Origin of the sequence: Pseudomonas sp. TH43, from assembly GCF_016650635.1 — a bacterium.
Taxonomy (GTDB): domain Bacteria; phylum Pseudomonadota; class Gammaproteobacteria; order Pseudomonadales; family Pseudomonadaceae; genus Aquipseudomonas.
This window is the reverse complement of sequence record NZ_JAEKFI010000004.1, coordinates 891,680-915,434: the sequence shown is the minus strand read 5'-3', so window position 1 is coordinate 915,434 and position 23,755 is coordinate 891,680. Positions and strand designations below refer to the sequence as shown.

General features: G+C 55.5%; 35 protein-coding genes. 33 read left to right on the top strand and 2 right to left on the bottom strand.

From position 1 onward, the window contains the following. Nucleotides 1-22 precede the first annotated feature (22 nt). The 31 genes from tuf to bfr all read left to right on the top strand — a co-directional run bounded on the left by tuf (nucleotide 23) and on the right by bfr (nucleotide 17,384). Nucleotides 23-1,216: an elongation factor Tu gene (gene tuf / locus JFT81_RS20565; RefSeq protein ID WP_007918472.1), complete on the top strand. Its 1,194-nt coding sequence runs from the start codon at nucleotides 23-25 to the stop codon at nucleotides 1,214-1,216. 158 nt (nucleotides 1,217-1,374) lie between these two features. Then, nucleotides 1,375-1,686: a 30S ribosomal protein S10 gene (gene rpsJ, locus JFT81_RS20560; protein WP_003186070.1), complete on the top strand. Its 312-nt coding sequence runs from the start codon at nucleotides 1,375-1,377 to the stop codon at nucleotides 1,684-1,686. An 80-nt stretch (nucleotides 1,687-1,766) separates the two neighbouring features. Further along, a complete protein-coding gene (gene rplC, locus JFT81_RS20555; protein ID WP_003228738.1) occupies nucleotides 1,767-2,402 on the top strand; it encodes a 50S ribosomal protein L3 in 636 nt (211 codons plus the stop codon). Between the two features lie 12 nt (nucleotides 2,403-2,414). Further along, nucleotides 2,415-3,017, top strand: coding sequence for a 50S ribosomal protein L4 (rplD, locus tag JFT81_RS20550; protein WP_007918468.1), 603 nt, complete (start codon nucleotides 2,415-2,417; stop codon nucleotides 3,015-3,017). Further along, nucleotides 3,014-3,313, top strand: a complete 300-nt coding sequence (gene rplW, locus JFT81_RS20545) for a 50S ribosomal protein L23 (protein WP_002555488.1) — start codon at nucleotides 3,014-3,016, stop codon at nucleotides 3,311-3,313. The genes rplD and rplW overlap by 4 nt, the downstream gene beginning before the upstream one ends. Before the next feature lie 14 nt (nucleotides 3,314-3,327). Beyond that, nucleotides 3,328-4,152 carry a 50S ribosomal protein L2 gene (gene rplB, locus JFT81_RS20540; protein WP_003228734.1) on the top strand — a complete coding sequence of 275 codons (825 nt, stop codon included), beginning with the start codon at nucleotides 3,328-3,330 and terminating at the stop codon, nucleotides 4,150-4,152. A 16-nt stretch (nucleotides 4,153-4,168) separates the two neighbouring features. After that, complete coding sequence (gene rpsS / locus JFT81_RS20535) at nucleotides 4,169-4,444, top strand: 30S ribosomal protein S19 (RefSeq protein WP_003228731.1); 276 nt, start codon at nucleotides 4,169-4,171, stop codon at nucleotides 4,442-4,444. Nucleotides 4,445-4,455: 11 nt separating this feature from the next. After that, nucleotides 4,456-4,788, top strand: a complete 333-nt coding sequence (gene rplV / locus JFT81_RS20530) for a 50S ribosomal protein L22 (RefSeq protein WP_003103908.1) — start codon at nucleotides 4,456-4,458, stop codon at nucleotides 4,786-4,788. Nucleotides 4,789-4,801: 13 nt separating this feature from the next. Further along, nucleotides 4,802-5,488: a 30S ribosomal protein S3 gene (rpsC, locus tag JFT81_RS20525; RefSeq protein WP_003176422.1), complete on the top strand. Its 687-nt coding sequence runs from the start codon at nucleotides 4,802-4,804 to the stop codon at nucleotides 5,486-5,488. A gap of 12 nt (nucleotides 5,489-5,500) precedes the next feature. Further along, nucleotides 5,501-5,914, top strand: coding sequence for a 50S ribosomal protein L16 (gene rplP, locus JFT81_RS20520; RefSeq protein WP_007896757.1), 414 nt, complete (start codon nucleotides 5,501-5,503; stop codon nucleotides 5,912-5,914). Further along, the gene (rpmC, locus tag JFT81_RS20515; protein WP_002555481.1) at nucleotides 5,914-6,105 is read left to right on the top strand and encodes a 50S ribosomal protein L29; all 192 of its coding nucleotides are present in this window, start codon (nucleotides 5,914-5,916) and stop codon (nucleotides 6,103-6,105) included. Before rplP ends, rpmC begins: the two co-directional genes overlap by 1 nt. Nucleotides 6,106-6,107: 2 nt before the next feature. Then, nucleotides 6,108-6,374, top strand: a complete 267-nt coding sequence (gene rpsQ, locus JFT81_RS20510; protein ID WP_003176419.1) for a 30S ribosomal protein S17 — start codon at nucleotides 6,108-6,110, stop codon at nucleotides 6,372-6,374. Between the two features lie 23 nt (nucleotides 6,375-6,397). Further along, on the top strand, nucleotides 6,398-6,766 hold the full coding sequence (rplN, locus tag JFT81_RS20505) for a 50S ribosomal protein L14 (protein ID WP_002555479.1): 369 nt from the start codon (nucleotides 6,398-6,400) through the stop codon (nucleotides 6,764-6,766). Between the two features lie 11 nt (nucleotides 6,767-6,777). Beyond that, entirely contained in the window at nucleotides 6,778-7,092 is a 315-nt protein-coding gene (rplX, locus tag JFT81_RS20500; RefSeq protein ID WP_008081905.1) for a 50S ribosomal protein L24, read from the top strand. A gap of 20 nt (nucleotides 7,093-7,112) precedes the next feature. Further along, nucleotides 7,113-7,652, top strand: coding sequence for a 50S ribosomal protein L5 (gene rplE / locus JFT81_RS20495; protein WP_003176415.1), 540 nt, complete (start codon nucleotides 7,113-7,115; stop codon nucleotides 7,650-7,652). Between the two features lie 13 nt (nucleotides 7,653-7,665). Beyond that, nucleotides 7,666-7,971, top strand: coding sequence for a 30S ribosomal protein S14 (gene rpsN, locus JFT81_RS20490; RefSeq protein WP_003228726.1), 306 nt, complete (start codon nucleotides 7,666-7,668; stop codon nucleotides 7,969-7,971). 209 nt (nucleotides 7,972-8,180) lie between these two features. Further along, nucleotides 8,181-8,573: a 30S ribosomal protein S8 gene (gene rpsH, locus JFT81_RS20485; RefSeq protein WP_007918458.1), complete on the top strand. Its 393-nt coding sequence runs from the start codon at nucleotides 8,181-8,183 to the stop codon at nucleotides 8,571-8,573. Between the two features lie 12 nt (nucleotides 8,574-8,585). Continuing rightward, nucleotides 8,586-9,119 (top strand): 50S ribosomal protein L6, encoded by a 534-nt coding sequence (gene rplF / locus JFT81_RS20480; protein ID WP_003176412.1) that lies wholly within the window; start codon nucleotides 8,586-8,588, stop codon nucleotides 9,117-9,119. Between the two features lie 10 nt (nucleotides 9,120-9,129). Beyond that, nucleotides 9,130-9,480, top strand: a complete 351-nt coding sequence (gene rplR, locus JFT81_RS20475; protein ID WP_003186037.1) for a 50S ribosomal protein L18 — start codon at nucleotides 9,130-9,132, stop codon at nucleotides 9,478-9,480. A 3-nt stretch (nucleotides 9,481-9,483) separates the two neighbouring features. After that, nucleotides 9,484-9,984 carry a 30S ribosomal protein S5 gene (rpsE, locus tag JFT81_RS20470; RefSeq protein ID WP_003186035.1) on the top strand — a complete coding sequence of 167 codons (501 nt, stop codon included), beginning with the start codon at nucleotides 9,484-9,486 and terminating at the stop codon, nucleotides 9,982-9,984. A 2-nt stretch (nucleotides 9,985-9,986) separates the two neighbouring features. Further along, the gene (gene rpmD, locus JFT81_RS20465) at nucleotides 9,987-10,163 is read left to right on the top strand and encodes a 50S ribosomal protein L30 (protein WP_003176408.1); all 177 of its coding nucleotides are present in this window, start codon (nucleotides 9,987-9,989) and stop codon (nucleotides 10,161-10,163) included. Between the two features lie 3 nt (nucleotides 10,164-10,166). Continuing rightward, nucleotides 10,167-10,604: a 50S ribosomal protein L15 gene (gene rplO / locus JFT81_RS20460; RefSeq protein ID WP_003228720.1), complete on the top strand. Its 438-nt coding sequence runs from the start codon at nucleotides 10,167-10,169 to the stop codon at nucleotides 10,602-10,604. Then, the gene (gene secY, locus JFT81_RS20455; RefSeq protein ID WP_003228718.1) at nucleotides 10,605-11,933 is read left to right on the top strand and encodes a preprotein translocase subunit SecY; all 1,329 of its coding nucleotides are present in this window, start codon (nucleotides 10,605-10,607) and stop codon (nucleotides 11,931-11,933) included. A 27-nt stretch (nucleotides 11,934-11,960) separates the two neighbouring features. After that, the gene (gene rpmJ, locus JFT81_RS20450) at nucleotides 11,961-12,077 is read left to right on the top strand and encodes a 50S ribosomal protein L36 (protein ID WP_002555468.1); all 117 of its coding nucleotides are present in this window, start codon (nucleotides 11,961-11,963) and stop codon (nucleotides 12,075-12,077) included. Nucleotides 12,078-12,206: 129 nt separating this feature from the next. Further along, nucleotides 12,207-12,563 (top strand): 30S ribosomal protein S13, encoded by a 357-nt coding sequence (gene rpsM / locus JFT81_RS20445; protein ID WP_003186020.1) that lies wholly within the window; start codon nucleotides 12,207-12,209, stop codon nucleotides 12,561-12,563. Between the two features lie 30 nt (nucleotides 12,564-12,593). Continuing rightward, nucleotides 12,594-12,983 (top strand): 30S ribosomal protein S11, encoded by a 390-nt coding sequence (rpsK, locus tag JFT81_RS20440; RefSeq protein WP_002555466.1) that lies wholly within the window; start codon nucleotides 12,594-12,596, stop codon nucleotides 12,981-12,983. 18 nt (nucleotides 12,984-13,001) lie between these two features. Further along, a complete protein-coding gene (rpsD, locus tag JFT81_RS20435) occupies nucleotides 13,002-13,622 on the top strand; it encodes a 30S ribosomal protein S4 (protein WP_003176404.1) in 621 nt (206 codons plus the stop codon). Between the two features lie 22 nt (nucleotides 13,623-13,644). Further along, on the top strand, nucleotides 13,645-14,646 hold the full coding sequence (gene rpoA, locus JFT81_RS20430) for a DNA-directed RNA polymerase subunit alpha (protein ID WP_003186012.1): 1,002 nt from the start codon (nucleotides 13,645-13,647) through the stop codon (nucleotides 14,644-14,646). A gap of 42 nt (nucleotides 14,647-14,688) precedes the next feature. Further along, nucleotides 14,689-15,075 carry a 50S ribosomal protein L17 gene (gene rplQ / locus JFT81_RS20425; protein WP_003176402.1) on the top strand — a complete coding sequence of 129 codons (387 nt, stop codon included), beginning with the start codon at nucleotides 14,689-14,691 and terminating at the stop codon, nucleotides 15,073-15,075. Between the two features lie 240 nt (nucleotides 15,076-15,315). Beyond that, nucleotides 15,316-16,761: a catalase gene (locus JFT81_RS20420; RefSeq protein ID WP_201228698.1), complete on the top strand. Its 1,446-nt coding sequence runs from the start codon at nucleotides 15,316-15,318 to the stop codon at nucleotides 16,759-16,761. Between the two features lie 155 nt (nucleotides 16,762-16,916). Beyond that, nucleotides 16,917-17,384 carry a bacterioferritin gene (gene bfr / locus JFT81_RS20415; RefSeq protein WP_007918444.1) on the top strand — a complete coding sequence of 156 codons (468 nt, stop codon included), beginning with the start codon at nucleotides 16,917-16,919 and terminating at the stop codon, nucleotides 17,382-17,384. Between the two features lie 45 nt (nucleotides 17,385-17,429). Here bfr and JFT81_RS20410 read toward each other — a convergent pair. Both JFT81_RS20410 and uvrA read right to left on the bottom strand, forming a co-directional pair. Continuing rightward, nucleotides 17,430-18,652, bottom strand: a protein-coding gene (locus JFT81_RS20410) for an IS3 family transposase (RefSeq protein WP_201226704.1) whose coding sequence is annotated in 2 segments (ribosomal slippage) — nucleotides 17,430-18,301 and nucleotides 18,301-18,652 — 1,224 coding nt in all. Because the reading frame shifts where the segments join, the coding sequence is not laid out codon by codon here. 113 nt (nucleotides 18,653-18,765) lie between these two features. Beyond that, nucleotides 18,766-21,600: an excinuclease ABC subunit UvrA gene (uvrA, locus tag JFT81_RS20405; protein ID WP_201228697.1), complete on the bottom strand. Its 2,835-nt coding sequence runs from the start codon at nucleotides 21,598-21,600 to the stop codon at nucleotides 18,766-18,768. 191 nt (nucleotides 21,601-21,791) lie between these two features. Between uvrA and JFT81_RS20400 the strand changes: the two genes are divergently transcribed. Both JFT81_RS20400 and JFT81_RS20395 read left to right on the top strand, forming a co-directional pair. Then, nucleotides 21,792-23,189 carry an MFS transporter gene (locus JFT81_RS20400; protein ID WP_201228696.1) on the top strand — a complete coding sequence of 466 codons (1,398 nt, stop codon included), beginning with the start codon at nucleotides 21,792-21,794 and terminating at the stop codon, nucleotides 23,187-23,189. Nucleotides 23,190-23,198: 9 nt separating this feature from the next. After that, on the top strand, nucleotides 23,199-23,723 hold the full coding sequence (locus JFT81_RS20395) for a single-stranded DNA-binding protein (RefSeq protein ID WP_008081898.1): 525 nt from the start codon (nucleotides 23,199-23,201) through the stop codon (nucleotides 23,721-23,723). Nucleotides 23,724-23,755 lie beyond the last annotated feature (32 nt).

Sequence of the window (23,755 nt, the reverse complement as noted above, 5' to 3'; positions counted from 1 at the left end):
TTTAGGCTAGGAGTTAATTGTCGTGGCTAAAGAAAAATTTGATCGTTCCCTACCGCACGTCAACGTTGGCACCATCGGTCACGTTGACCACGGTAAAACCACTCTGACTGCTGCTCTGACTCGCGTTTGCTCGGAAGTTTTCGGTTCCGCAATCGTTGACTTCGACAAGATCGACAGCGCACCAGAAGAAAAAGCACGCGGTATCACCATCAACACCGCTCACGTTGAGTACAACTCGAAGATCCGTCACTACGCTCACGTTGACTGCCCAGGTCACGCTGACTATGTGAAGAACATGATCACCGGTGCTGCTCAAATGGACGGCGCTATTCTGGTTTGCTCGGCCGCTGATGGTCCGATGCCACAAACCCGTGAGCACATCCTGCTGTCCCGTCAGGTTGGCGTTCCGTACATCGTGGTTTTCCTGAACAAGGCTGACCTGGTAGACGACGCTGAGCTGCTGGAACTGGTTGAGATGGAAGTTCGCGACCTGCTGTCCACCTACGACTTCCCGGGCGATGACACTCCAATCATCATCGGTTCGGCTCGTATGGCGCTGGAAGGCAAAGACGACAACGAGATGGGCACCACTGCCGTCAAGAAACTGGTTGAGACTCTGGACAGCTACATCCCAGAACCAGTACGTGTTACCGACAAGCCGTTCCTGATGCCAATCGAAGACGTATTCTCGATCTCGGGTCGCGGTACTGTTGTGACTGGTCGTATCGAGCGCGGTATCGTTCGCGTTCAGGACCCGCTGGAAATCGTTGGTCTGCGTGACACCACCGTTACTACTTGCACCGGTGTTGAAATGTTCCGCAAGCTGCTCGACGAAGGTCGTGCTGGCGAGAACTGCGGCGTTCTGCTGCGTGGCACCAAGCGTGACGACGTTGAGCGTGGTCAGGTACTGGTTAAGCCGGGTTCGGTTAAGCCGCACACCACCTTCACTGCAGAAGTTTACGTTCTGAGCAAGGAAGAAGGCGGTCGTCACACTCCGTTCTTCAAAGGCTACCGTCCACAGTTCTACTTCCGTACTACTGACGTGACTGGTAACTGCGAGCTGCCAGAAGGCGTTGAAATGGTAATGCCAGGTGACAACATTCAGATGACTGTTACCCTGATCAAAACCATCGCAATGGAAGACGGTCTGCGTTTCGCTATCCGTGAAGGCGGTCGTACCGTCGGCGCTGGCGTCGTAGCCAAAATCATCGCGTAACTCTCTTTTATAGAGATTGCCTGATGCTTTGAAAAAGCCTCCGCTCAGCGGGGGCTTTTTTATTGGGTTGACACCTATATGGGGCGTCTATAGAATTGCGCCTCCTTTTAACGGGCGTATTGCGCTCGGTGGGAATAGCAGCCGGAGTCTGAAATCCAATGCAAAATCAGCAAATCCGTATCAGGTTGAAGGCTTTCGACCATCGCCTGATCGACCAATCAACCCAGGAAATCGTGGAAACCGCGAAACGTACTGGTGCTCAAGTGCGTGGTCCAATTCCACTGCCTACCCGTAAAGAGCGGTTCACCGTTCTGGTTTCTCCGCACGTCAACAAAGACGCGCGCGACCAGTACGAAATCCGCACTCATAAGCGCGTTCTGGACATCGTCCAGCCAACGGATAAAACCGTTGATGCTCTTATGAAGCTTGATCTTGCGGCCGGTGTGGAAGTGCAGATCAGCCTCGGCTAAGACTCGGTCTTAGTCGTGTAACGCTCTGAAATGGGCGGCCATAGCGGGTGAAAGCCCCGTACACTCATGAGGTTTACAACATGACTATTGGTGTAGTCGGTCGTAAATGCGGTATGACCCGTATTTTCACCGAAGAAGGTGTCTCCATTCCGGTCACGGTCATTGAGATCGAGCCGAATCGCGTCACCCAGTTCAAAACTGAAGAGACCGATGGCTATCGTGCAGTGCAAGTCACTGTCGGCGAGCGTCGTGCTTCGCGTGTAACAGCAGCTCAGGCTGGCCACTTCGCTAAAGCGAACGTTGCCGCTGGTCGCACCACCATGGAATTCCGTCTTGAAGAAGGCGAGTACCAGGCTGGCGATCTGATCAACGCTGAAATCTTCGCCGCTGGTCAACTGGTTGATGTAACCGGTCAGTCCAAGGGTAAAGGCTTTCAGGGTACGATCAAGCGTTGGAATTTCCGCGGGCAAGATAACACCCACGGTAACTCCGTATCCCACCGCGTCCCAGGCTCTATCGGCCAGTGCCAGACTCCTGGTCGTGTATTCAAGGGCAAAAAAATGTCCGGTCATATGGGCGCTGAGCGCGTGACCGTGCAGTCCCTGGAAGTAGTGCGCGTGGACGCTGAACGCAATCTGTTGTTGGTCAAGGGTGCTGTTCCTGGCGCTACTGGCGGCAACCTGGTTGTACGTCCAGCAGCCAAGGCTCGCGGTTAAGGGGAAGCTGACATGCAATTAAATGTAAATGACGCTCAAGCGATCGAAGTTTCCGAACTGACATTTGGCGGCGAATTCAACGAGACGCTGGTTCACCAAGCAGTCGTGGCCTACATGGCCGGCGGCCGTCAAGGTACCAAGCAGCAAAAGACCCGTTCCGACGTTCGTGGTGGCGGTAAGCGCCCATGGCGTCAGAAAGGTACTGGCCGTGCTCGTGCCGGTACTATCCGTAGCCCAATCTGGCGTGGCGGCGGTACCACTTTTGCAGCACGTCCACAGGATCACTCCCAGAAGCTGAACAAGAAGATGTATCGCGCAGCAATGCGTTCCATCCTTGCTGAGCTGGTGCGTACTGATCGTCTGGTCGTGGTTCAGGATTTCGCTGTTGAAACTCCGAAAACCAAAGATCTGCTGGGCAAGCTGAACAACATGAGCCTGACCGACGTTTTGATCGTGTCGGACGCTGTTGATCAGAACCTGTACCTGGCTGCTCGTAACCTGCCGCACGTTGATGTACGTGACGTTCAAGGTTCCGATCCAGTTAGTCTGATCGCATACGACAAGGTGTTGATCACCGTGTCGGCCGTGAAGAAATTCGAGGAGCTGCTGGGATGAACCAGGAACGCGTATTTAAAGTTCTGCTTGGCCCGCACGTTTCCGAGAAGGCTACGGTTCTGGCAGACAAGAAAGGCCAGTTCGTTTTCAAGGTTGCTACTGACGCAACCAAGCTGGAAATCAAGAAGGCCGTCGAAAGCCTGTTCAGCGTGAAAGTAGAGCGCGTCACTACCCTGAATGTTCTGGGTAAGAGCAAGCGCACTGCTCGCGGTCTGGGCAAGCGTAATGACTGGAAGAAGGCAGTTATCTCCCTTCAGCCAGGCCAAGATCTCGATTTCAGCAGCAGTGCTGAGTAAGGAAGGGGTGCATCATGGCAATCGTTAAATGCAAACCGACTTCCCCTGGCCGCCGTTTTGTGGTCAAGGTGGTCAACCAGGAGCTGCATAAAGGCGCTCCTCACGCACCGCTGCTCGAGAAAAAATCGAAGACTGGTGGTCGTAACAACAATGGCCGTATTACCACGCGTCACATCGGTGGTGGTCATAAGCAGCATTATCGTATGGTCGATTTCCGTCGCAACGACAAAGATGGCATCGTCGCCACTGTCGAGCGTATCGAATACGATCCAAACCGTACTGCTCACATCGCACTGCTCTGCTACGCAGACGGCGAGCGCCGCTACATCATCGCCCCTAAAGGCGTGAGTGCTGGCGACCAGCTGATCGCAGGCGCTCTGGCTCCAATCAAGCCAGGCAACGCTCTGCAACTGCGCAACATTCCAGTCGGTTCTACCGTACACGGCATCGAACTGAAGCCAGGTAAAGGCGCTCAGATCGCTCGTTCCGCTGGTGCTTCGGCTCAGCTGATCGCTCGTGAAGGCGTTTACGTTACCCTGCGTCTGCGTTCCGGTGAAATGCGTAAAGTCCTGGCTGAATGCCGTGCGACCCTGGGCGAAGTCTCGAACTCCGAGCACAGCCTGCGTTCGCTGGGTAAAGCTGGTGCCAAACGCTGGCGTGGCGTTCGCCCAACCGTTCGTGGTGTTGCCATGAACCCGGTTGACCACCCACATGGTGGTGGTGAAGGTCGTACCTCTGGTGGTCGTCATCCGGTATCGCCATGGGGCTTCCCGACTAAGGGCGCGAAGACTCGTGGTAATAAGCGTACCGACAAAATGATCGTCCGTCGTCGCAAGTAAATAGAGGGATACGACAGTGCCACGTTCTCTGAAAAAAGGTCCTTTTATTGATCTTCACCTACTGAAGAAGATCGAAGTGGCGGCGGAAAAGAACGATCGCAAACCAATTAAGACTTGGTCGCGTCGTTCGATGATCCTGCCACAGATGGTCGGTCTGACCATCGCCGTACATAACGGTCGTCAGCACGTCCCAGTTCTCGTGAACGAAGACATGGTCGGCCATAAACTGGGCGAGTTCGCCGGTACCCGCACTTATCGTGGGCACGTGGCAGACAAGAAAGCCAAGCGTTAAGGGGTTAGGAAATGGAAGTAGCCGCTAAGTTGTCGGGCGCTCGAATCTCCGCCCAGAAAGCCCGCTTGGTCGCCGACCAGATCCGCGGGAAGAAGGTGGGCGAAGCGCTCAACTTGTTGGCTTTCAGCAGTAAGAAAGCCGCCGAGATCATGAAGAAAGTGCTGGAGTCGGCCGTAGCCAACGCCGAGCATAACGAAGGCGCAGACGTTGATGACCTGAAGGTCAGCACCGTTTTCGTCAACGAAGGGCGTTCGCTGAAGCGCATCATGCCACGTGCCAAAGGCCGTGCTGATCGCATCGTCAAGCGGTCTTGCCATATCACTGTCAAGGTTGCTGACAAGTAACGGAGTCGAAGAGATGGGTCAGAAAGTACATCCCATTGGCATTCGCCTGGGAATCGTCAAGGAGCACACCTCCGTCTGGTACGCAGACGGTCGGACTTATGCGGACTACTTGTTCGCAGATCTGAAAGTGCGTGAGTATCTCCAAGACAAACTAAAAAGCGCGTCCGTAAGCCGTATCGATATCCATCGTCCGGCCCAAACTGCACGTATCACCATCCACACCGCTCGTCCAGGTATCGTTATCGGGAAGAAAGGTGAAGATGTTGAGAAACTGCGTCAGGACCTGACCAAGCAAATGGGTGTGCCTGTGCACATCAATATCGAAGAGATCCGCAAGCCGGAGCTCGACGGTATGCTGGTTGCGCAGAGCGTAGCTCAGCAGCTGGAGCGTCGTGTAATGTTCCGTCGCGCTATGAAGCGCGCAGTACAGAACGCCATGCGCATTGGTGCCAAAGGCATCAAAATCCAAGTGAGCGGTCGTCTCGGCGGTGCTGAAATCGCACGTACTGAATGGTATCGCGAAGGTCGTGTGCCATTGCACACCCTGCGTGCCGACATCGACTATGCCAACTACGAAGCTCACACCACTTACGGTGTGATCGGTGTAAAGGTTTGGATCTTCAAAGGCGAAGTAATTGGTGGTCGCCAAGAAGAGCTGAAACCACAAGCACCAGCGCCTCGTAAAAAAGCTGCTAAGTAAGGGGTACGCCAAATGTTGCAACCTAAGCGTACGAAGTTCCGCAAGCAGATGACAGGCCACAACCGTGGTCTGGCTCAGCGCGGTAGCAAAGTCAGCTTCGGCGAGTTCGCGCTGAAGTCTGTAGCTCGTGGTCGTCTCACCGCTCGTCAGATCGAGTCAGCGCGTCGTGCACTGACCCGTCACGTTAAACGTGGCGGCAAGATCTGGATCCGTGTATTCCCGGACAAGCCGATTTCCAAAAAGCCCCTCGAAGTTCGGATGGGTAAAGGTAAGGGTAGTGTCGAATACTGGGTAGCCCAGATTCAGCCAGGCAAAGTCCTGTATGAAATCGAGGGTGTTTCTGAAGAGCTGGCGCGTGAGGCTTTTGCCCTGGCTGCTGCAAAGCTGCCGCTCGCCACCGCCTTTGTTAAACGGACGGTGATGTGATGAAAGCGAATGAACTTCGTGAAAAATCCGCACAGCAGCTGAACGAGCAACTGCTCGGCTTGCTGCGCGACCAGTTCAATCTGCGTATGCAGAAAGCAACTGGCCAGTTGGGGCAGTCTCATCTGCTCTCGCAAGTTAAGCGTGACATCGCTCGCGTGAAGACTGTGCTCAACCAGCAGGCAGGTAAGTAATCATGGCTGAAGCCGAAAAAACTGTCCGTACGCTGACTGGCCGTGTTGTCAGCGACAAGATGGACAAAACCATCACCGTACTGATCGAGCGTCGCGTTAAGCACCCGATCTACGGTAAATACGTTAAGCGTTCGACTAAGCTGCACGCGCACGACGAAACCAATCAGTGCCACATCGGCGACAAAGTCACTATTCGTGAAACTCGTCCTTTGGCCAAGACCAAGTCTTGGGCGCTGGTTGATGTTCTCGAACGCGCTGTGGAAGTCTAAGGACTAGGGGTCGGAGAAATTATATGATTCAGACTCAATCCATGCTCGATGTGGCCGATAACAGCGGCGCTCGCCGTGTTATGTGCATCAAGGTGCTGGGTGGCTCCCATCGTCGTTACGCTGGTATCGGTGACATCATCAAAGTTACCGTGAAGGAAGCAATTCCTCGCGGTAAAGTGAAAAAAGGCCAAGTGATGACTGCTGTTGTAGTCCGCACTCGTCACGGCGTACGTCGTGCTGATGGCTCTATTATCCGCTTTGATGGCAACGCTGCTGTTCTTCTGAACAACAAGCAAGAGCCGATCGGCACCCGTATCTTTGGGCCAGTGACCCGTGAACTTCGTACTGAGAAGTTCATGAAGATCGTCTCGCTCGCCCCAGAAGTGCTGTAAGGAGATCCGACATGCAAAAGATTCGTCGTGACGACGAGATCATCGTGATCGCCGGCAAAGACAAAGGTAAGCGCGGTAAGGTGCTTAAGGTTCTTGCTAATAACCGTCTGGTTATTAGCGGTCTGAACCTGGTTAAGCGTCATACCAAGCCTAACCCGATGTCGGGCGTGCAAGGCGGTATCGTCGAAAAAGAAGCTCCACTGGACGCTTCTAACGTCGCCATTTTCAACGGCGAAACCAACAAGGCTGACCGCGTTGGTTTCAAAGTAGAAGACGGCAAGAAAATTCGTGTCTTCAAGTCGACCCAAAAAGCGGTTGATGCTTGAACACTGCTAGGTAGAAGACCATGGCACGACTAAAAGAGATTTACTGGAAGGAAATCGCACCGAAGCTTAAGGAAGAACTTAAGCTTTCGAACGTGATGGAAGTTCCACGCGTTACAAAAATCACCCTGAACATGGGTTTGGGCGAAGCGGTCGGTGACAAAAAAGTCATCGAGCACGCTGTTGCTGACCTGGAAAAGATCACCGGCCAGAAAGTCGTTGTGACCTACGCTCGTAAATCCATCGCTGGCTTTAAAGTCCGCGAAGGATGGCCGATCGGCGTCAAAGTGACCCTGCGCCGTGAGCGTATGTACGAGTTCCTGGATCGTCTGCTGTCGATCTCCCTGCCTCGGGTTCGCGACTTCCGCGGCCTGAATGCCAAGTCCTTCGATGGTCGTGGTAACTACAGCATGGGCGTGAAAGAGCAGATCATTTTCCCGGAAATCGACTACGACAAGATCGATGCTCTCCGCGGTCTGGACATTACCCTGACCACCACTGCCAAGAACGATGATGAAGGCCGCGCTCTGCTGCGTGCTTTCAAATTCCCGTTCCGCAACTGATTGGAGTAGGAAAATGGCCAAGAAGAGCATGAAAAATCGTGAGCTGAAGCGTCAGCTCACTGTTGCCAAGTACGCCACCAAGCGTGCAGCGCTCAAAGCTATCATCGTTGATCTGAACGCAAGTCCAGAAGCACGTTGGGAAGCTACAGTAGCTCTGCAGAAGCAACCACGTGACGCAAGCGCTTCGCGCATGCGTAACCGTTGCCGCCTGACTGGTCGTCCGCACGGCGTTTACCGCAAGTTCGGCCTTGGCCGTAACAAGCTGCGTGAAGCTGCAATGCGTGGTGACGTACCAGGTCTGGTTAAAGCCAGCTGGTAATTGCTGTCAAAGTCTCGATGGTCGGGTTTGCAAGAACCTGACCATCGGTGGCCTTGAATCTGAATCAAGCCCCTTTTGGGGCTTGATTCATTTCTGGGGTGTGTCTAGAATGACCGGCTCGCCTGAGCCCGTGTTTTTCATGCCCGGAAGTTCTCGGCGACAAGTAGTAGCCGCAAGGCTAATTTTTCTGTATTAGGAGCGTCTAGCCCATGAGTATGCAGGACCCGTTAGCGGACATGCTAACTCGAATCCGTAATGCCCAGATGGCTGAAAAGTCTGTCGTAAGCATGCCGTCTTCCACGCTGAAGGTGGCTGTAGCAAAAGTCCTGAAGGACGAAGGTTACATCGCGGATTTTCAGATCACCACCGACGCTAAGCCGTCGTTGTCCATCGAGCTGAAGTACTTCGAAGGCCGTCCGGTTATCGAAGAAGTGAAGCGCGTTAGTCGTCCAGGCCTGCGTCAGTACAAGTCCGTTGAAGATCTGCCGAAAGTTCGTGGCGGTCTTGGCGTGTCTATCGTCTCCACCAACAAAGGTGTGATGACGGATCGTGCTGCGCGCGCTGCCGGTGTCGGCGGCGAAGTTCTTTGCACTGTGTTCTAAGGGGGGATAAGCATGTCTCGCGTCGCTAAGAACCCCGTTAAGCTGCCAGCCGGTGTCGAAGTAAAATTCGCAGGCCAACAGCTTTCGGTGAAGGGTGCCAAGGGCACTCTTGAACTGAACATCCATTCGTCCGTTGAGATCGTTGAAGAAGCTGGTGAGCTGCGTTTCGCTGCTCGCAATGGCGATCAACAAACTCGCGCAATGGCCGGTACCACGCGTGCGTTGGTAAACAACATGGTCCAAGGCGTAAGCCAAGGCTTCGAGCGTAAGCTCCAGCTGGTCGGTGTTGGTTACAAAGCGCAAGCAAAAGGCACGGTTCTGAACCTTGCCCTTGGCTTCTCGCACCCAGTGGATTACGAACTGCCGGAAGGCATCACCGCTGAGACTCCTAGCCAGACCGATATCCTGATCAAGGGCATCGATAAGCAGCTGGTAGGTCAAGTGGCCGCTGAGATCCGCGACTTCCGTCCACCAGAGCCGTACAAAGGCAAAGGTGTGCGCTACGCGGACGAAGTCGTCCGTCGTAAAGAAGCCAAGAAGAAGTAGGGCATAGCAAATGACCGACAAAAAAGTTACTCGACTGCGTCGCGCTCGCAAAGCACGCCTGAAAATGCACGAACTCGAAGTCGTGCGTCTCTGCGTGTTCCGCTCGTCGCAGCACATCTACGCCCAGGTCATCTCGGCCGACGGCAACAAAGTCCTGGCAAGCGCCTCGACTTTGGATAAAGAACTGCGTGATGGCGCCACTGGCAACATCGACGCGGCCACAAAGGTTGGCCAGCTGGTCGCTACGCGTGCTAAGGCCGCTGGCGTCTCGCAAGTGGCTTTCGACCGCTCTGGCTTCAAGTACCATGGCCGCGTTAAAGCGCTGGCTGATGCTGCTCGTGAAGCTGGGCTGGAGTTCTAAGTTATGTCAAATAACGACCAAAAGCGCGACGAAGGCTACATTGAGAAACTGGTTCAAGTTAACCGCGTAGCCAAAACCGTTAAAGGCGGCCGTATCTTCACTTTCACCGCGTTGACCGTGGTTGGTGATGGTAAAGGGCGTGTTGGCTTCGGCCGTGGCAAGTCGCGTGAAGTGCCTGCTGCGATCCAGAAGGCAATGGAAGCTGCTCGCCGCAACATGATCCAAGTTGATCTGAACGGCACCACTCTGCAGTACGCAATGAAGTCCGCTCACGGCGCTTCGAAGGTGTACATGCAGCCTGCTTCTGAAGGTACCGGTATCATCGCTGGCGGCGCTATGCGTGCTGTCCTCGAAGTTGCTGGCGTTCAGAACGTTCTGGCCAAGTGCTACGGCTCGACTAACCCGGTAAACGTGGTTCACGCCACTTTCAAAGGTTTGAAAGCTATGCAGTCTCCTGAATCCATTGCCGCCAAGCGTGGCAAAAGCGTCAAGGAGATCTTCTGATCATGGCTACCGTTAAAGTAACGCTGATCAAAAGCATGACCGGCCGCATCCCTAACCACAAACTGTGCGTTAAGGGTCTGGGTCTGCGTCGCATCGGTCACACTGTAGAAGTCCAGGATACTCCCGAGAATCGCGGGATGATCAACAAGGCTTACTACATGCTGCGTGTCGAGGGTTAATCGATGAAACTCAATGATCTGAGTCCAGCGCCGGGTTCCCGTCGCGAAAAGCATCGTCCGGGCCGTGGTATCGGTAGCGGTTTGGGTAAGACTGGTGGCCGTGGCCACAAAGGTCAGACCTCCCGCTCCGGTGGCACCATTGCTCCAGGCTTTGAAGGCGGTCAACAGCCGCTGCATCGTCGTCTGCCGAAGTTCGGTTTCGTTTCCCTGAAAGCCATGGATCGCGCAGAAGTGCGTTTGTCCGAGCTGGCTAAAGTGGAAGGCGACATCGTCACTGTGCAGTCCCTGAAAGATGCCAACGTGATCAACGTCAACGTACAGCGTGTGAAAATCATGCTGTCCGGTGAAGTGACTCGCGCTGTCACTATCGGCAAGGGAATCGGCGCCACCAAAGGTGCGCGTGCGGCTATCGAAGCAGCTGGCGGCAAGTTCGAGGAATAAATGGCTAAGCAAGGTGCTCTCTCTGCGCTCGGCAAAGGCGGTATGTCTGAACTCTGGGCTCGTCTGCGTTTTCTGTTCCTGGCGATTATCGTCTACCGAATAGGCGCACACATCCCGGTTCCAGGTATTAACCCGGACCGACTCGCAGACCTGTTTCGACAGAATGAGGGGACCATTCTTAGCTTGTTCAACATGTTCTCCGGCGGCGCGCTGGAACGGATGAGCATCTTTGCATTGGGGATCATGCCGTACATTTCGGCATCGATCATCATGCAACTGATGACCGCCGTCAGCCCGCAGCTGGAGCAGTTGAAGAAGGAAGGTGAAGCTGGCCGTCGCAAGATCAGCCAGTACACCCGCTACGGCACCGTCGTTCTCGCTCTCGTTCAGGCTATTGGCATGTCCATTGGTCTGGCGGGGCAGGGCGTTGCGTTCACTGGTGACTTTGGCTTCCATTTCGTCGCGGTATCCACGTTTGTGGCTGGTGCGATGTTCATGATGTGGCTGGGTGAGCAGATTACTGAGCGTGGTGTAGGCAACGGTATCTCGATGTTGATTTTTTCGGGTATCGTCGCCGGTCTTCCGAGAGCAATCGGGCAGTCTTTCGAGTCTGCGCGTCAGGGTGATATCAACATCTTCGCCCTGGTTGCCATCGGTTTGCTGGCAGTAGCGATTATCGGTTTTGTGGTGTTCATTGAGCGTGGTCAGCGTCGTATTGCTGTTCACTACGCCAAGCGTCAGCAGGGCCGCAAGGTTTTTGCTGCGCAGACAAGCCACTTGCCGCTGAAGGTGAACATGGCCGGTGTTATTCCGGCTATTTTCGCGAGCAGCATTTTGCTGTTCCCGGCTTCGCTGGGTGCCTGGTTCGGTCAGTCTGAAGGTATGGGCTGGTTGCAGGACATCTCGCAGTCGATCGCTCCTGGTCAGCCGTTGAATATTCTGCTGTTTAGTGCAGGGATTATTTTCTTCTGCTTCTTCTATACGGCGTTGATGTTCAATCCGAAAGACGTAGCGGAAAACCTGAAGAAGTCCGGTGCCTTTATTCCGGGCATCCGTCCAGGTGAGCAGTCTGCGCGCTACATTGATGGCGTTCTGACTCGCTTGACCATGTTCGGTGCTCTTTACATGACGGCCGTGTGCTTGCTTCCCCAGTTCCTGGTGGTTGCAGCAAACGTACCGTTCTACCTTGGCGGGACCTCGTTGCTGATCGTGGTCGTGGTTGTGATGGACTTCATGTCCCAAGTACAATCGCACCTCGTTTCGCACCAGTACGAATCCCTGATGAAGAAAGCCAACCTGAAGGGTTACGGCAGCGGCATGTTGCGCTGAGTACCCATAAGGTTCGAGGAGTTGGTGATGAAAGTTCGTGCATCGGTGAAAAAGCTGTGCCGTAACTGCAAGATTATTCGCCGCGAAGGTGTTGTTCGAGTAATTTGCAGCGCGGAACCGCGTCACAAACAGCGCCAAGGCTGAGTGTGATCCGCTTGAAGCCCGGCAGCTAGTGCGCTGCCGGGTTGATTATTTGTTATTACAGCGATATTATCTCGCGCCCTATTTCTTGGCTTCCGGGGCGTAGGTAGCTGTCAATTGGAGTCCCACTGAATGGCCCGTATTGCAGGCGTTAACATTCCAGATAACAAGCACACTGTTATCTCGCTGACCTACATCTATGGTGTTGGTCGCACTACTGCGCAGAAAATTTGCGCAGTGACTGGGGTAAACCCAGCCGCAAAGATCAAAGATCTGAGCGACGAGCAGATTGAGCAGTTGCGTGGCGAAGTGGCGAAGTTCACCACTGAAGGTGACCTGCGTCGCGAAATCAACATGAAAATCAAGCGTTTGATGGACCTCGGTTGCTACCGTGGTCTGCGTCATCGTCGTGGTCTTCCAGTACGCGGTCAGCGTACCAAGACTAACGCGCGTACCCGTAAAGGTCCGCGTAAGCCGATCCGCAAGTAATCGCCCACGCGAATCGACAGGAAATTAATCATGGCAAAACCTGCTGCTCGTCCTCGTAAAAAAGTTAAAAAGACAGTGGTTGATGGCATCGCCCACATCCATGCTTCTTTTAACAACACCATCGTGACCATCACCGACCGTCAAGGTAACGCGCTTTCTTGGGCTACCTCCGGTGGTTCGGGTTTCCGCGGTTCCCGCAAGTCCACGCCGTTTGCTGCTCAAGTAGCTGCTGAACGTGCTGGTCAAGCTGCGCTGGAATATGGCCTGAAAAACCTCGACGTTAACGTTAAAGGTCCAGGTCCAGGTCGTGAGTCCGCTGTCCGTGCATTGAACGGCTGTGGCTATAAGATCGCCAGCATCACCGACGTGACGCCAATCCCGCACAACGGGTGCCGTCCGCCGAAGAAGCGCCGCGTGTAATCCAGGAGATTGTAAAGAATGGCTCGTTACATTGGTCCAAAATGCAAACTCGCTCGTCGCGAAGGCACCGATCTCTTCCTGAAGAGCGGCGTGCGCGCGATCGAATCGAAGTGCAACATTGAAGCAGCACCTGGTATCCACGGCCAACGCCGCGGTCGCCAGTCCGACTACGGCACCCAACTGCGTGAAAAGCAGAAGGTCCGTCGTATCTACGGCGTTCTCGAGCGTCAATTCAGCGGCTACTACAAAGAAGCTGCTGGCAAGAAAGGTGCAACCGGTGAAAACCTGCTGCAACTGCTCGAATGCCGTCTGGACAACGTTGTATACCGTATGGGCTTTGGTTCGACTCGTGCCGAATCCCGTCAGCTGGTATCGCACAAGTCGATCAGCGTTAACGGTCAGACCGTAAACGTTCCGTCGTATCAGGTTCGTGCTGGTGACGTGGTTGCAGTTCGCGAGAAAGCAAAAAACCAACTTCGCATTGTCCAAGCTCTCGATCTGTGTGCCCAACGTGGCCGCGTAGAATGGGTAGAAGTAGACACTGAGAAGAAGTCGGGCGTTTTCAAGAACGTTCCTGCTCGCAGTGATCTGTCCGCCGACATCAACGAAAGCCTGATTGTCGAGCTCTACTCCAAGTAAGGGCTAGAAAATAGGTGCATCCATGCAGATTTCGGTAAATGAGTTCCTGACACCCCGCCATATTGATGTGCAGGTTGTCAGTCCAACCCGCGCCAAGATCACTCTCGAGCCTCTCGAGCGTGGTTTTGGCCACACCCTGGGCAACGCGCTGCGACGCATCCTGTTGTCCTCAATGCCCGGCTGCGCAGTAGTCGAGGCCGAGATTGACGGTGTGCTCCACGAGTACAGCGCCATCGAAGGTGTACAGGAAGACGTAATTGAAATCCTGTTGAACCTTAAAGGTCTGGCCATCAAGCTGCACGGTCGTGACGAAGTTACGCTGACCTTGTCGAAGAAGGGTTCGGGGGTGGTTACCGCTGCCGATATTCAGCTGGATCATGATGTCGAGATCGTTAATCCCGATCACGTAATCGCTAACCTGGCGTCTAACGGCGCCCTGAACATGAAGCTCACTGTAGCTCGTGGTCGTGGTTATGAACCAGCCGACTCGCGTCAGAGCGATGAAGACGAAAGCCGCAGCATCGGTCGCTTGCAGCTTGACTCTTCGTTCAGCCCGGTTCGCCGTATCGCATACGTGGTGGAAAACGCCCGTGTCGAGCAGCGTACCAACCTGGACAAGCTGGTTATTGATCTGGAAACCAACGGTACTCTGGATCCTGAAGAGGCTATCCGCCGCGCTGCAACCATTCTGCAACAGCAGTTGGCTGCGTTCGTCGACCTCAAAGGTGACAGTGAGCCAGTGGTTGTCGAGCAGGAAGACGAGATCGATCCGATCCTGCTTCGCCCGGTTGACGATCTGGAACTGACTGTACGTTCGGCTAACTGCCTTAAGGCGGAAAACATCTACTACATCGGCGACCTGATTCAGCGTACCGAAGTAGAGCTGTTGAAGACTCCGAACCTGGGCAAGAAATCCTTGACTGAAATCAAGGACGTTCTGGCCTCCCGCGGTCTGTCCCTCGGCATGCGCCTCGACAACTGGCCGCCTGCAAGTCTTAAGAAGGACGACAAGGCGACTGCCTGATCGTCGTAATCACCGAACGTAGTGTTTGGTAAGGAATGAACCATGCGTCATCGTAAAAGTGGTCGTCACCTGAGCCGCACCAGCTCGCACCGCAAGGCCATGTTCCAAAACATGGCGGTGTCGCTGTTCGAGCACGAGCTGATCAAAACTACTCTGCCAAAAGCCAAGGAACTGCGTCGCGTTGCTGAGCCGCTGATCACTCTGGCCAAGACAGACAGCCTGGCTAACCGCCGTCTGGCTTTCGACCGTACTCGTTCGAAAGCTATCGTTGGTAAGCTCTTCAACGACCTGGGCAAGCGTTACGCTACCCGTGAGGGTGGCTACCTGCGCATCCTCAAGTGCGGTTTCCGCGCTGGCGACAACGCGCCTATGGCGTACGTCGAGTTGGTTGATCGTGCTACTGCCGGCGAAGCTGTAAGCGCCGAGTAAGACGACAGTCTGCAACGAAGAACCGGGCCTAGTGCCCGGTTTTTTGTGGGCGCTGGAAAACCGACTATATTTCTTACTTCGCTGCCGGTTCTCTAATAAACCAGCCATTATCTGTCGAGGTTCTGTATTAGTTATTTTCTATCAAAGTCCATGACTTAATGCATTTGATGGTGTCATCTTGATGGTCAATACTCCCTCCAAGCCGATTTGCCGGCAGTTCCTAGCCTGACCTGAGGAAGATTGAGCATGAGTACCATCCTTACCACCGCCAGCGGCGCGCCCGTTGCCGATAACCAGAACTCTCGCACTGCCGGCCCTCGGGGCCCGTTGCTCCTCGATGACTTTCACCTCATCGAAAAGCTTGCGCATTTCAACCGTGAAAACATTCCTGAACGTCGTGTACACGCCAAGGGTTCGGGCGCTCACGGTAAATTCACCGTCACCCGGGATATCACCCAGTACACCAGGGCGAAGCTGTTCGAGTCGGTTGGTAAAGAAACACCCACCTTCCTTCGATTCTCCACCGTTGGCGGTGAGCGTGGCTCGGCGGATACCGCGCGTGACCCGCGTGGCTTTGCTTTGAAGTTCTATACCGAAGAAGGCAACTGGGACATCGTTGGCAATAACACACCAGTGTTCTTCATCCGTGACCCGCTGAAGTTCCCGGACTTTATCCACACCCAGAAACGCCTGCCGCAAACGAATCTGAAAAGTGCACAGATGGTATGGGATTTCTGGTCGCTCTCTCCTGAGGCGTTGCACCAGATCACCATCCTGTTCTCGGACCGTGGCACTCCAGACGGTTACCGCCATATGCACGGCTTCGGGAGTCATACCTATAGCCTGATCAATGCTAAAGGCGAGCGCCATTGGGTCAAGTGGCACTACAAAACGAAGCAAGGTATCAAGAACCTGACGCCTGAAGAGGCGACACGCATTGCCGGTACTGATCCTGATTACGCTCAGCGTGACCTGTTTAGCGCTATCGAGCGTGGTGAATTTCCCAAGTGGAGCGTCAACATCCAGGTCATGACCGAAGCTCAGGCTGACGCTCACTACGAGAACCCGTTTGATGTGACCAAAACCTGGGCTCAGGATAAGTTCCCGTTGATCGAGATTGGCGAGCTGGAGTTGAACCGTAACCCGGTGAATTACTTTGCTGAAGTCGAGCAGGCATGCTTTGGCCCAAGCAACATGGTTCCCGGTGTTGGTCTTTCGCCGGACCGCATGCTTCAAGGCCGCGTTTTCGCTTATGCGGATGCTCACCGCTATCGCGTCGGCACCAACCACCAGCAGTTGCCGGTCAATGCGCCCTTGAGCCCGGTTAATAACAACCAGCGTGACGGTTCGATGTCCTTTGGTTTCGGTGGCGCGTCCCCTAACTATGAACCAAACAGCGTCGCCGGTACCCCGCAACAGGCGCCTCAGTACGCTGAGCCACCGCTGTCACTCAGTGGTGCGGCGAATCGCTACGATCAGCGTGTAGACACTGACTACTACAGTCACGCAGGTGCACTGTTCCGGTTGATGGATACCGGGCAAAAGGCCCTGCTGATCAGCAACATTGCTGGCGCTATGGCCGGGGTCAGCAGCGATGTAGTGCAGCGCCAACTGCAGCACTTCTTCAGAGCCGATCCTGCTTACGGGCAAGGCGTTGCAACGGCGCTGGGCGTAACGCTTAGCTGACTCTAAACGAGAAGCAGAACCGCCCTCATTTGGGCGGTTTTTGCGTTATTTAGGCTGCTTTTCTCAGAATATCTTCACTTTTATTGCGCGAAGTGGGTGACCTTCCAGTCAGCTTGGTTCAAACTACAGCCTTTCAAGCAGGGAGATGTAGGGCGATGCAAGGCCACCCAGACGTAATCGATTACCTCAACACGTTGCTGACCGGCGAACTGGCCGCGCGTGATCAATATTTCGTTCATTCGCGGATGTATGAGGACTGGGGGTTCACCAAGCTCTACGAGCGAATCAACCACGAGATGGAAGAAGAAGCAGGTCACGCAGACGCGTTGATGCGCCGTATTCTGATGCTCGAAGGCACACCGCGCATGCGTCCGGATGATCTGGATGTAGGCACCACGGTGCCGGAGATGCTCGAAGCGGATCTGCGCCTCGAGTACAAAGTCCGCGCCGCGCTGTGCAAAGGCATCGAACTTTGCGAGCAGCACAAGGACTATGTCAGCCGCGAGATCCTGCGCGTTCAGCTGAACGACACTGAAGAAGATCACACCTACTGGCTGGAAAAACAGTTGGGTCTGATCAAGCTGATTGGTCTCGAGAACTACCTGCAATCTCACACTTCCTGATTGCAACCTGTCTAGTCCTGAAATAGGTTTACACCTATTTCGTTCTCAAAACGCTCGATGCACCGCATCGGGCGTTTTGCATTTCAACGATAGATGCGGTCGCTTGCTGTTGTAGATGTTTACTGACTCGTCGACCATTTGAACCGCCTCAGCCAGATCTTTGGGTCGGTGAAGCAGAAACTCTGTCTTCAAGATTCCGTTAACCCGCTCTGCCAAGGCGTTCTGATAACAGTCATACCCATCGGTCATCGAGCACAGGATTCCATGCTTGGCATGCAGCTTCTGGTAGAGGTCAGAGCAATATTGCGAGCCGCGATCCGAGTGATGCACCAGCGCCTGATCGGTTCTTCTGCCCCGTAAAGCCTTGTTCATCGCTTGAATGACTGATTCGGCGTGCAAGGTTTCATGCACGTGATGACCAACGATCTTGCGAGAGTAGGCATCTGTAACCAAGCTCACGTACGCAACGCTTTGCTCGGTGGGTAAATACGTTATGTCCGCGACCCAGACCTGTTCGGGACCAGTGGCGGTCACTTGATCGGGGCCAGGTTTCAACCGGTTGGGATGTCGGCGGAAGCGATGATGACTGTCAGTGGTCTTGTGATAGGCGCGCTTGCGTGGCACCAATTGGCGACTATCTCGCAGGATATCGAACAGCCGGTCGCGACCGACTGTGCGCGATAGCTCCGGCTCGGACTGCATAAGGCCATGCAACTTGCGAGTGCCCAGTCGAGGCATCTGAAGGCGTGTTTCCAAGACAAACCCCAGCACTTTTCGGGCATGGCTGACTTGCGCGTCATAAGCCCGGTTTCGCTTGTAGTACGCCTGCGGGGAAATACCCAGAAACTGGCAAGCCCTGCGAATACTCAGGCCTTGGATTTGCCCTTGGGTGAGGACTTGCCGGATCGCTTTTTTACGACAGAAACACCGTAATCATTCTTCAACACGTCAACGACCGCCTCGAAGAACTGGGCCTTCTGATTGGCAAGGGCGAGCTTTTCTTCAAGCTCCTTGATTCGCTGTTCAGGCGTCAGCGGCAAACTTTGTTCGTCCATCGGTCGGCTCCTCTGGGCGCGAATAGAGGCGCCCTGGCTCCAGTCCTGCCGCCCATGCTTGCGTAGCCACACCAACACAGTCGACCGACCCTGAATTCCATAGCGCCGTTGAGCCTCTTTATAACTCAACTCGCCTTTTTCAACCTGATCAACGACTGCCAATTTAAAGCCCAGCGTGTAATCACGCTGGCTGCGCCTTTTTCCCGTATCCATTGATTCCTCCTGAAGATAAGTCAGAAGGTGTAAACCTTATTCAGGACGAGACAACCGATACAAAAAAGCCCCTATCACTGCTGAAGTGACAGGGGCTTTTTCATGCCTGGCGTTTAGGCCCGATCACGGATCAGCAGCGGCTTGAGATAGTGGCCAGTGTGAGACTGTTTCATCTCGGCCACTTCCTCTGGCGTGCCCGTAGCAATGATCTGCCCGCCTTTGGAGCCGCCCTCTGGGCCAAGATCCACCAACCAGTCGGCTGTCTTGATCACATCGAGGTTATGTTCGATCACCACCACAGTGTTGCCGTGGTCGCGCAGGCGATGCAGCACATCGAGCAATTGCTGGATATCGGCGAAGTGCAGGCCGGTAGTCGGCTCATCGAGGATATACAGCGTTTTGCCGGTATCGCGCTTGGACAGCTCGCGAGACAACTTCACCCGCTGCGCCTCGCCGCCGGACAACGTCGTCGCCGACTGCCCCAGCTTGATGTAAGACAGGCCTACATCCATCAGCGTTTGCAGTTTGCGCGCCAGCGCGGGCACCGCGTCAAAGAACACCCGTGCCTCTTCGATGGTCATCTCAAGGGTTTCGTGGATGTTCTTGCCCTTGTATTTGATTTCTAGGGTTTCACGGTTGTAGCGCTTGCTCTTGCACACGTCGCACGGCACATAGATGTCCGGCAGGAAGTGCATTTCCACCTTGATCAGGCCATCGCCCTGGCAGGCTTCGCAGCGTCCGCCCTTGACGTTGAACGAGAAACGTCCCGGGCCATAACCACGCGAGCGCGACTCGGGCACACCGGCGAACAGTTCGCGAATCGGCGTGAACAGTCCGGTATACGTCGCCGGGTTGGAGCGTGGCGTGCGGCCAATCGGGCTTTGGTCGATATCGACGACTTTGTCGAGATGTTCCAGGCCCTTGATGCTGTCGTGCGCTGCCGCTTCCAGCGTGGTCGCACCGTTGAGTGCCGTGGCGCTCAGTGGGAACAGCGTGTTGTTGATCAGCGTCGATTTGCCTGAGCCGGAAACACCGGTCACGCAGGTCAGCAGGCCAATCGGGATTTCCAGATCGACGTTGCGCAGGTTGTTGCCGCGTGCGCCTTTGAGCGCCAGAACCTGCTTCTTGTTGCGCGGCGTGCGCTTGGCCGGCACCTCGATCTTCACCCGGCCCGACAGGTATTTACCTGTCAGGGAATCCGGGTGCGCCATGACTTCGGCAGGTGTGCCTTCAGCGACGATCTGCCCGCCATGCACCCCGGCACCAGGGCCAATATCCACGACGTAGTCAGCCAGACGAATTGCGTCTTCGTCGTGCTCGACCACAATCACCGTGTTGCCGATATCGCGCAGGTGCTTAAGGGTGCCGAGCAACCGATCGTTATCACGTTGGTGCAAACCGATAGAGGGTTCATCGAGAATATACAGAACGCCTACCAGGCCCGCGCCGATCTGGCTGGCCAGACGAATCCGCTGCGCCTCGCCACCGGACAAGGTGTCAGCGCTGCGATCCAGCGACAGATAGTCCAGACCCACGTTGACCAGAAATTGCAGGCGCTCGCGGATCTCCTTGAGAATCTTGTCAGCGATCTCGCCACGACGCCCCGTCATCTTCAGGGCACCGAAGTATTCGCAGGCATCGCCAATCGGCAGGTTGGTCACCGCCGGCAGCGTCTTCTCGCCGACCCATACGTGGCGCGCTTCGCGACGCAGGCGGGTGCCGCGGCAATCCGGGCAGGACTGCGTGCTGAGGAACTTGGCCAGCTCTTCACGTACGCTTGCCGATTCGGTTTCGCGGTAGCGACGCTCCAGATTCGGCACGATGCCTTCGAATGGGTGCGAACGTTTGACGATATCGCCACGGTCGTTCAAGTACTTGAAGTCGACGTTCTGCGAACCGCTGCCATGCAAGATGAATTTCTGCTGATCGGCCGGCAGTTCGTTGAAGGGCACTTCCAGGCTGAAACCATAGTGCGAGGCCAGTGAGCCAAGCATCTGGAAGTAGTAGACGTTACGCCTGTCCCAGCCGCGAATCGCGCCTTCAGCCAAGGTCAGGTCACCATTGACCAGTCGCTTGATGTCGAAGAACTGCTTCACCCCCAAGCCATCGCACGTCGGGCAGGCGCCGGCCGGGTTGTTAAAGGAGAACAGTTTGGGTTCCAGCTCGCTGATCGCGTGACCGCAGATCGGGCAGGCGAAGCGTGCGGAGAAGATCATCTCTTCGCCCGGCTCGTCGTCCATCGGTGCGACCAGCGCGATGCCGTCGGCCAGTTTCAGAGCGGTCTCGAACGATTCGGCCAGGCGCTGTTGCAGATCGGCGCGCACCTTGAAACGGTCGACGATGACGTCGATCGAATGCTTCTTCTGTTTATCCAGCTTCGGCAGCTCGTCGAGCTCGCAGATCCGGCCATTGACCCGGGCGCGAACGAAACCTTGCGCGCGCAATTCTTCGAAGACCGAAAGGTGTTCACCTTTACGCTCGCGGATCACTGGCGCCAGCAGCATCAGTTTGCTGCCTTCCGGCTGCGCCAACACCAGGTCGACCATCTGGCTGACGGTCTGGGCTTCCAGCGGAATGTCGTGATCGGGGCAGCGCGGGGTACCGACGCGTGCATAGAGCAGGCGCAGGTAGTCATAAATTTCGGTGATGGTGCCGACCGTGGAACGCGGGTTGTGCGAGGTCGACTTCTGTTCGATGGAGATCGCCGGCGACAGGCCTTCGATGGTGTCGACGTCGGGTTTTTCCATCATCGACAGGAACTGCCGGGCGTAGGCCGACAGCGATTCGACATAACGGCGCTGGCCTTCGGCGTAGAGCGTGTCGAAGGCCAGGGAAGACTTGCCGGATCCGGACAGGCCGGTGATAACGATCAGTTTGTCCCGTGGCAGGGTCAGGTCGATGTTCTTCAGGTTGTGGGTACGGGCCCCACGTATCAGGATCTTGTCCAAAGTGGCCTCGCTCGGCGGGCGTCGAAAACGTAGGAGTATACGGGCAAATACTGGATGGATGCACACTATCAAGTGAAGGGTTTTGCGCCCTGCATGAAGAGAGTTTCATCTATACGCGTCATAGCGTCGCGATCTACCCCGTCTTTCGATGGGACTGGTAGAATCGCCGCCGGTTCACACGAGGTTTTTCCATGCACGATCCCCACAGCGAACGCATGAGTGGCAGCGAGACCCGCGCGGCGAGCGGTCTGGCCCTGGTGTTCGCCTTCCGTATGCTTGGCATGTTCATGGTGTTGCCGGTACTGGCGACCTACGGCATGGATCTGGCAGGTGCGACCCCGGCCCTGATAGGCCTGGCAATCGGCGCTTACGGCCTGACGCAGGCAATTTTCCAGATTCCGTTTGGCATCATCTCAGATCGTATTGGCCGCCGGCCGGTGATTTACCTGGGCCTGATCGTCTTCGCCCTCGGCAGCGTCCTGGCGTCTCAAGCCGATTCGATCTGGGGCGTGATCGCCGGCCGAATCCTGCAAGGTGCCGGTGCGATCTCTGCTGCGGTCATGGCGCTGCTCTCCGATCTGACCCGCGAACAGCACCGCACCAAAGCGATGGCCATGATCGGCATGACCATCGGTTTGTCGTTTGCCGTGGCCATGGTCGTCGGGCCCCTGTTGACCCGCGCTTTCGGTCTGTCTGGATTGTTCCTCGCCACTGGCGGCATGGCGCTGGTGGGGATCGTGATCATCATGTTCATGGTGCCGCGGTCCACCGGGCCGTTGCAGCATCGTGAATCCGGTGTCGCGCGTCAGGCCTTGATGCCGACACTCAAACATCCGGACCTGCTGCGCCTCGATCTGGGCATCTTTGTGTTACATGCCATGTTGATGTCGAGCTTCGTTGCTCTGCCTCTGGCGCTGGTGGAAAAAGCCGGTCTGCCCAAGGAGCAGCACTGGTGGGTCTACCTCACGGCGCTGCTGATTTCGTTCTTCGCCATGATCCCGTTCATCATCTATGGCGAGAAGAAACGCAAAATGAAACGAGTTTTGCTCGGCGCCGTGATGACGCTGATGCTGACTGAGCTATTCTTCTGGCAGTTCGGTGACAGCTTGCGGGCTCTGGTGATCGGCACGGTGGTGTTTTTCACCGCGTTCAATCTGCTGGAGGCTTCATTGCCGTCGCTGATCAGCAAGGTTTCACCGGCAGGCGGGAAGGGCACGGCCATGGGCGTGTACTCCACCAGCCAGTTCCTCGGTTCGGCACTCGGCGGGATACTCGGCGGCTGGCTGTTTCAGCATGGCGGTCTGTCGGTTGTGTTCCTCGGATGCGCCGGTCTGGCTGCCATCTGGCTAGCCTTTGCTGTTACCATGCGCGAACCTCCCTACGTGACGAGCCTGCGCTTGCCGTTGTCGCCCGAGGCGATCCGCGAAGCGGGTCTGGTCGAGCGCCTCAAGGCCCTCGTGGGGGTAACAGATGCAGTGATAGTCGCTGATGAGGCGGCTGTTTACATCAAACTGGACAAAGAATTAGTGGATCGCGACACCCTCGAACGCCTGGTGAACAACCCGGCCGAGGCTGCTTGCGGCGCTTAGGAGAACGTTATGGCCCGTGGGGTTAACAAAGTCATATTGGTCGGCACTTGCGGCCAGGATCCCGAAGTTCGCTACCTGCCTAACGGTAACGCCGTGACCAACCTGAGTCTGGCAACCAGCGAACAATGGACTGACAAGCAAACCGGTCAGAAGGTCGAGAAGACCGAATGGCACCGTGTGTCGATGTTCGGCAAGGTGGCCGAGATCGCCGGTGAATACCTGCGTAAAGGTTCGCAGGTCTACATCGAAGGCAAACTGCAGACCCGCGAGTGGGAAAAAGACGGTATCAAGCGTTACACCACCGAAATCGTGGTCGACATGCAAGGCACCATGCAACTGCTCGGCGGCCGTCCACAACAGGGCGACCAACAGGGCGGTGGCAACAACTACCAGCAGTCTGCTCCGGCACCACGCCAGCAGGCTCCGCGTCCGCAGCAGTCGGCTCCGCAACAGCGTTCGGCCCCGGCTCCACAGCAGGCCGCACCGCAACCAGCGCCGGATTTCGATAGCTTCGATGACGATATTCCGTTCTGATTTGCTGTTGTAACCGCTGCAAACAAAAAGGC